This is a genomic window from Pseudomonas sp. CM25, assembly GCF_013179705.1.
Taxonomy (GTDB): domain Bacteria; phylum Pseudomonadota; class Gammaproteobacteria; order Pseudomonadales; family Pseudomonadaceae; genus Aquipseudomonas.
The window spans coordinates 1-5,261 of sequence record NZ_JABMCW010000355.1 but is presented as its reverse complement, the minus strand read 5'-3'; the positions used below and the strand labels follow the sequence as shown (position 1 = coordinate 5,261).

At 61.8% G+C, this 5,261-nt stretch carries 10 protein-coding genes; all 10 read right to left on the bottom strand.

What is annotated here, in order from left to right; all coding sequences use genetic code 11:
- Positions 1-257, bottom strand: a 257-nt coding sequence (locus tag HP546_RS25385) for a hypothetical protein (protein WP_172231102.1), incomplete at its 3' end; no start/stop codon positions are given.
- A 41-nt stretch (positions 258-298) separates the two neighbouring features.
- Entirely contained in the window at positions 299-799 is a 501-nt protein-coding gene (locus HP546_RS25380) for a hypothetical protein (protein WP_019471624.1), read from the bottom strand.
- A gap of 54 nt (positions 800-853) precedes the next feature.
- Positions 854-1,240, bottom strand: a complete 387-nt coding sequence (locus tag HP546_RS25375; RefSeq protein WP_172231100.1) for a DUF3168 domain-containing protein — start codon at positions 1,238-1,240, stop codon at positions 854-856.
- Complete coding sequence (locus HP546_RS25370; protein ID WP_019471622.1) at positions 1,233-1,808, bottom strand: HK97-gp10 family putative phage morphogenesis protein; 576 nt, start codon at positions 1,806-1,808, stop codon at positions 1,233-1,235. The genes HP546_RS25375 and HP546_RS25370 overlap by 8 nt, the downstream gene beginning before the upstream one ends.
- Before the next feature lie 3 nt (positions 1,809-1,811).
- Positions 1,812-1,982 (bottom strand): hypothetical protein, encoded by a 171-nt coding sequence (locus HP546_RS25365; RefSeq protein WP_019471621.1) that lies wholly within the window; start codon positions 1,980-1,982, stop codon positions 1,812-1,814.
- 8 nt (positions 1,983-1,990) lie between these two features.
- Entirely contained in the window at positions 1,991-2,317 is a 327-nt protein-coding gene (locus HP546_RS25360) for a phage head closure protein (protein WP_080956783.1), read from the bottom strand.
- The gene (locus tag HP546_RS25355; RefSeq protein WP_026034467.1) at positions 2,314-2,655 is read right to left on the bottom strand and encodes a head-tail connector protein; all 342 of its coding nucleotides are present in this window, start codon (positions 2,653-2,655) and stop codon (positions 2,314-2,316) included. Before HP546_RS25355 ends, HP546_RS25360 begins: the two co-directional genes overlap by 4 nt.
- Positions 2,656-2,658: 3 nt before the next feature.
- Entirely contained in the window at positions 2,659-3,195 is a 537-nt protein-coding gene (locus HP546_RS25350) for a hypothetical protein (protein ID WP_172231097.1), read from the bottom strand.
- Positions 3,196-3,243: 48 nt separating this feature from the next.
- Entirely contained in the window at positions 3,244-4,425 is a 1,182-nt protein-coding gene (locus tag HP546_RS25345) for a phage major capsid protein (protein ID WP_172231094.1), read from the bottom strand.
- A 2-nt stretch (positions 4,426-4,427) separates the two neighbouring features.
- Positions 4,428-5,261, bottom strand: an 834-nt coding sequence (locus tag HP546_RS25340) for a head maturation protease, ClpP-related (RefSeq protein WP_256678532.1), incomplete at its 5' end; no start/stop codon positions are given.

The window sequence follows — 5,261 nt, the reverse complement described above, 5'->3', positions numbered from 1 at the left end:
AGCTTGCCGGACACCTGGGCCACACCGGTGTGAAACACTTCACCGGCGATGACTGGGTGCTGATCCGGCTTCAGGTCGGCGCCAGCGACAACAACGTCGGCACAGGCGGCGATACTCATGAGGCGCATGGACTCCAGCGCGCCGCGCAGCCCGCCGAAACGGGCCTCGATGCGCAGCGCTGCATCCAGCGTCGGCTTGAGGGTGTAGCTGCGACCGCCAATCACCAGCGTGACGGTGCCGTGCAAGGCTTCGCTCATTGGGTTTCTCGCAGGAGAGGATGGGGCTTGCGCCCCATCGATCACGGGACAGCCGGACCGGCTGGGATTTCGATGATGTCGGTGTTGATAGCCAGGGTCACGTTGCGGCGGACGACGTTGTCGGCGGCGCCCGGGGCCACGGTGTTGTTCATCACCTTGACGCCGTAGTAGAACGTGGTCGGCAGGATCGCAGGGGTTGCGCCTGGGTCGCCATCGTTGAGCGTGACCTTGATGTTGTAATTGCCCTTGGTGCGGTCTTTGTGAGCGACACCCACGGCCTTCTGGCCGGCATCGCCATTGTCCAGGCCAACGGTCATGGTCATGTTGCCCGCATCAGCGGTGCCCTTGTACTTGCGCACCCGGCCATTGGCCAGGGAAGTGAAGTTCACCGGGTTGAACGTGTCGCCGAATTCGCCCAGATCTTCGATTTCGCCAACGTCCACATAGGTGTCAGCTTCGTATTCCGTTAGGGTGCTCGCGCCGGTCTTGCCACCAATGGAGAGGCGGCAGCCGGCAGCTGTGTTGAGGTTGTCTTCGGCCATGGGGGGTCCTCCAAAGGCACATTGGATAAAGCCGCTGGGCGGCCGGTAGGTGAATCAGTGGGTGGTGATGACGCGGACGGTGATCGACCCTTGATAGGTGATGCCGTCGGCGTCGCGCTGCGCGTCGGACTGTTCGACCCGGACGGAAACCGCTCGGCCCACCTCCAGCGGAAGCCGGCGCTGGTCAAGGGCCGCGATGACTTCGCCGTTGATGCGCTTCACCTCGGCCTGGCCTACGGCATCGGACCAGACCGACAGGTAAAGCAGGCGCGTTTCGCGCTTTCGGCCCGAGATCGGTCTTCTGTTGACCGAGACTTCCCGGTCGATCGAGACGTACGGCATGTCAGCGTTCAACGGCGCGCCATCGTATATCGGGCAGCTGACCTCGGCCTGAAGCCTGGCGAAGATGGCCTCCTGCAGCGCCAGTGATGGATCAGCCATTGCCTACCCCCTGACTTGCCTTGCGCAGCGTGCGGCGGACTGCCTCTTCAAGATCGGCCATGACAAACTCGCGGTTGACGTCCAGAGACGGGCGCAACCACGGATGTGCCGGCCTCGCTGGTATGTCCGGGTACTTGCCGAAGAAGTGCTGCCCATCGGACTTGTTCTTCGTGTCGCGCTGGCGTATAGAGTTGCGCCGCCCTTTCAGTTGCGACTTGTCGCGGTTGTTGGTGTGCATGCCGCCGATCGCGTTCCGGTCAGCTCGCTGGTACATGCTGCCGGAATAGCCCTTGGTCCCGTACTCAAGGAACCGCAGGTAAAAGAATCGGCGATTGTCTCGCTTGCCCCGTATGCCCACCTGAGCATCCAGCCCGCTGGGGGTGACGTAGACACGCAGGGCGGCCGCAGCAGCGCCGGTATCCTTGGGGATCAGCTGTCGCTGGGTTTCGAGTACCCGCGCGGCTGCTTTGGCCATGGCAGGCTGCAACTCGTTGTCCATCGTCTTGTGGATATTGCGCAGCGTCCGGCGCAGTCGGATGTCGCCGCGGAGGCTCGACCGGCGCGCCATACCCTACTCCTTGGCTGGATCAGCCTTTGCGGGCTTCGCGGCCTTGTCGGTGACCGCTTCAGCGTAGCCTCGGGCAATCAAGCCTTCGCCCTGCTCTTTGGTCACCTCGAACTCTTCGCCTTTCTCACGCTCGCCAGAAGCGCCCGTCAGCGGACCCAGTGCTCGGATTTTCATGGTTCACCTCATGGGTTAGGTACCGATGAGCACAGAAGCCTCATCAGTGAATTTTCGTTGTCAGGAAGGACAGCCTCGACCTGGTAAGTAACTCCACGGCGAGTAAGTCGCGAGCCGGCCACAATGTCGGCCCGCGGCCTGCCGATGATTTCGGCTGTTACTACAGCAGTGAGTTTTTCTGCCACTGCGGTCACACGACCACTAGGCGTCCGAACCTCACCCCACATTTCAGGGCGAGCAGCTGGCAGCCACGTCACTGTGGCGCCCCCGGATTTATTCCTCTCCTCGTGTCGATGAGCCACCTGCAGCCGATGACGCAGCGGCCCGGCCCTCATATGCCCCACCCGATACGATGCGGCGTCAGGAGCGCCTTCGAACCTTGCGGCAGTTCGGTGGCGATGGTCCCGATCACAATGTCCTCGCGGTTGGCGTAAAGATGGCCGAGGATCAGCAAGCAAGCCGCCTGGATCTGCTTATTGCTGACCATGGGTGAGTCACCGGCATCCCCGGCGGCGACAGCCTCATCCAGCGCCTGCTGGTTGGCGTAAAAACGGCGGTTCAGATAGTCCATCGCCTGCCCTTCCGCCGCCTCGACCAGCAGCTCCAGGTACTCGTCATCATCATCGGGATCTCGAAGGTGATGCCGGGCAGTGGACATACTGATAACCGGCATCATCTACTCCTTCAGGGGTTCGAGTGATGCCAGATTCCGCTGCAGCAGTTCCTCCGCATGCCGGCGCGGCACCGTATATGCCGGACCGCCGCGGCGACGAAGCTCACCCTCGTCCATGTACGAACGCAGCGGATAGATCTGAAGAGTCGCAGGGTTGGGGTTGGCCCGATCATCTAGTGCCAACTCATCAGCGCCGGCGCCGCCATCTGCCAAGACTGAGGCAGTTTGAGCGACGGCTTCGGATGCGGCATCGGCAGCGTCCATCGTGGAGATAGCGGCACCCTGCTCGCCTGTGACGCCATCCGACCCAGTGCCAGCGGCTGCCTGCCCTTTTGCCGTCAACAGACCCGAGTCCTCCGCCGAGCCTGGAGCAGTTGCAGGGACGCCCGAATCAGCGGAGTCGCTAGCGTCTGGAACGATCGCTCGGCCAGGCGAAAGAGGCAACCCGACAGCTTCAGACGGCCCGCTGCTGGAATCAACGGTCGATACCGAATCCTTCGCATCAGCGGTGGAGGCTGGTGTTTCCTGTTTACGTGCCATTGGATTACTCCATTGCGGCGCCATTTCTGGCGCCGATCTGCGGGATGGTTAAGGCGTGACTAGCGGGCCAGTAACGAATGCTTCGTCGCGATAGATGGCAAAGGCCAGGCGCTCTTCAGCACGAATCGTTGCCATGTTTTTCTCGAAGTCATCACTGTTCTCGGTCGAGATCAACACTTCGATTTCCATGCGGTCGAAGATCTGAGCGCCGAGCTTGAAGGCACCAACCAGGAAGTCGTTCTGGGTCATGGCCTGGGTGGAAACCACCGGACGATTCCACAGCTTCGCGTTGGTGCCTTCCTGCGGTTGACCGATGATGTAGCGGCCTTCCCCGTCCTTGGTCAGTTCAATGGCCGCCCAGTCGATCGGGTTGAGCACGATGCCGTCCGATGGAAACTCGGCCAGTTCGGCCTGCAGCAGTGCCAGGCGCAGGCGGTCAATGCGCTGCTCGCCCACTACAGCAACGCCAGCCGGGGCGGCGTACAGTTGAGCAACGGTCATGAGGCCCTGCAGGTTCACACCGGTGCCGTTGCCGTAAAGCAACTGAGCCTCTTCAGCCATGTTGAGGCCGTACCGTGCACGACCGTCGATGTAGCTCTGCAGGGCCTTGGCATCGTCCAGCATCTGCCGGCTGGCTTTGAACAAATGGGCGATGGTCCGCACGTTCGCAGTGGTCAGGCCGAAGGTCAGATCGGAGTAAGGCTTGGCAGTGGTCTCCGCCACGGTACGGGCGTTGTTGGTGAAGCCAGTCTCACGGACGTACTCGATGGAGTTCGATTCGGTGGTACCCGGCGCGACCAGGTCGCGAACGGTCAGCCGGCGTTGAGCCGGGGCAATGATCCCCGGCAGGCGCTGAGTCTGCACTAGGTCACCGCCGGTTGCGGTGGTGATGGCCGCACGCGGCACGGAGACACGACGAGAGCCGCGGAAGGACGAGGTCATGTCCTTCATTTCTTCGCTTTCGATCACGAGGGCGCCTACCGATTTCTGCGGCTCCTCCTGATGGTTGCGATCCCGGCTTGCGTTCACGAGCTTCTGCTCGGCCTCGCCCAGTCGCGCCTGAAGCTCGCCCTGCTTGGTCAGCAACTCATCGACCTTGGCGCGCGTTTCGGTATTCATTTCACCGGAGGCCTTGATCTGCTTCTCGGTCGCCTCGGCTTGGCTTTTGATCTGATCGCCAATGCCCTTGAGGCTGGCGTTGAGATCCTTGACTTGGGCTTCAAAGTCCATGGTCACTTTCCTTTCAGAGAATTGAGGAGATTGGTTGCCGCGCTCAGAGAGGCGGAAAGGTCTGGCGCGACAGCGCGGGGCTTATCGGGCGGGGCAGCGTTATGCGTACCCCCGCCGGCAGCGCGAGGCATGCCGGACTTGAAACTGGCGAACAGTTCGCGACGCTCGGAGCGAGGCATGCCGCCCTTGGCCAGGGCTACATCCATGGCTTTGAGTGCATTGGATTGGGCCGCGTCTTCGGTTTCGCGCTCGGTTACCTCAGTGGGCGACAACATCCCAGTGGCCAGACCAAGCTCAACTGCACGCTTGCCACGGATGTAGGTTTCGTCGTCCATCAGCTCGGCCATGTCTTCTGCCGACTGGCCGCTGGTCTCGGCATAGAGGTCTGCCATCGCGGCGTCGAACTCCTCCATGTCGTCAGCGATATCGCGCAGGTAATTGCGATTGCCGGCGAGCCAGGTCCAGCAGTTGTGGATCATGAGGAAGGCGCTGCTGGCCACCTCACGTTTTTTGCCGGCCAGGAAGACAATCGAAGCAGCGCTAGCCGCCATGCCGAGCACCTTGGTGGTGACCTGGTGGCTGTGCTCCTGCAGGCGGTTGTAGATGGCAATGCCTTCGAACATGTCGCCGCCTGGCGAGTTGATATAGACAGTGACATCTCGCTCGCCGATGGCCCGCAGAGCAGCATCGATTCGTTTCAGCGTGACGCCTTCGCCATACCAGTCTTCGCCGATCACTCCGTAAACAGTGATGGTGTCCGAGGTGTTCTCGACTGCCGCCTGGATCGCGGGATTCCATTTTTCGAGCGCGCGCGGGGACATCTCGCTGCGCAGGCC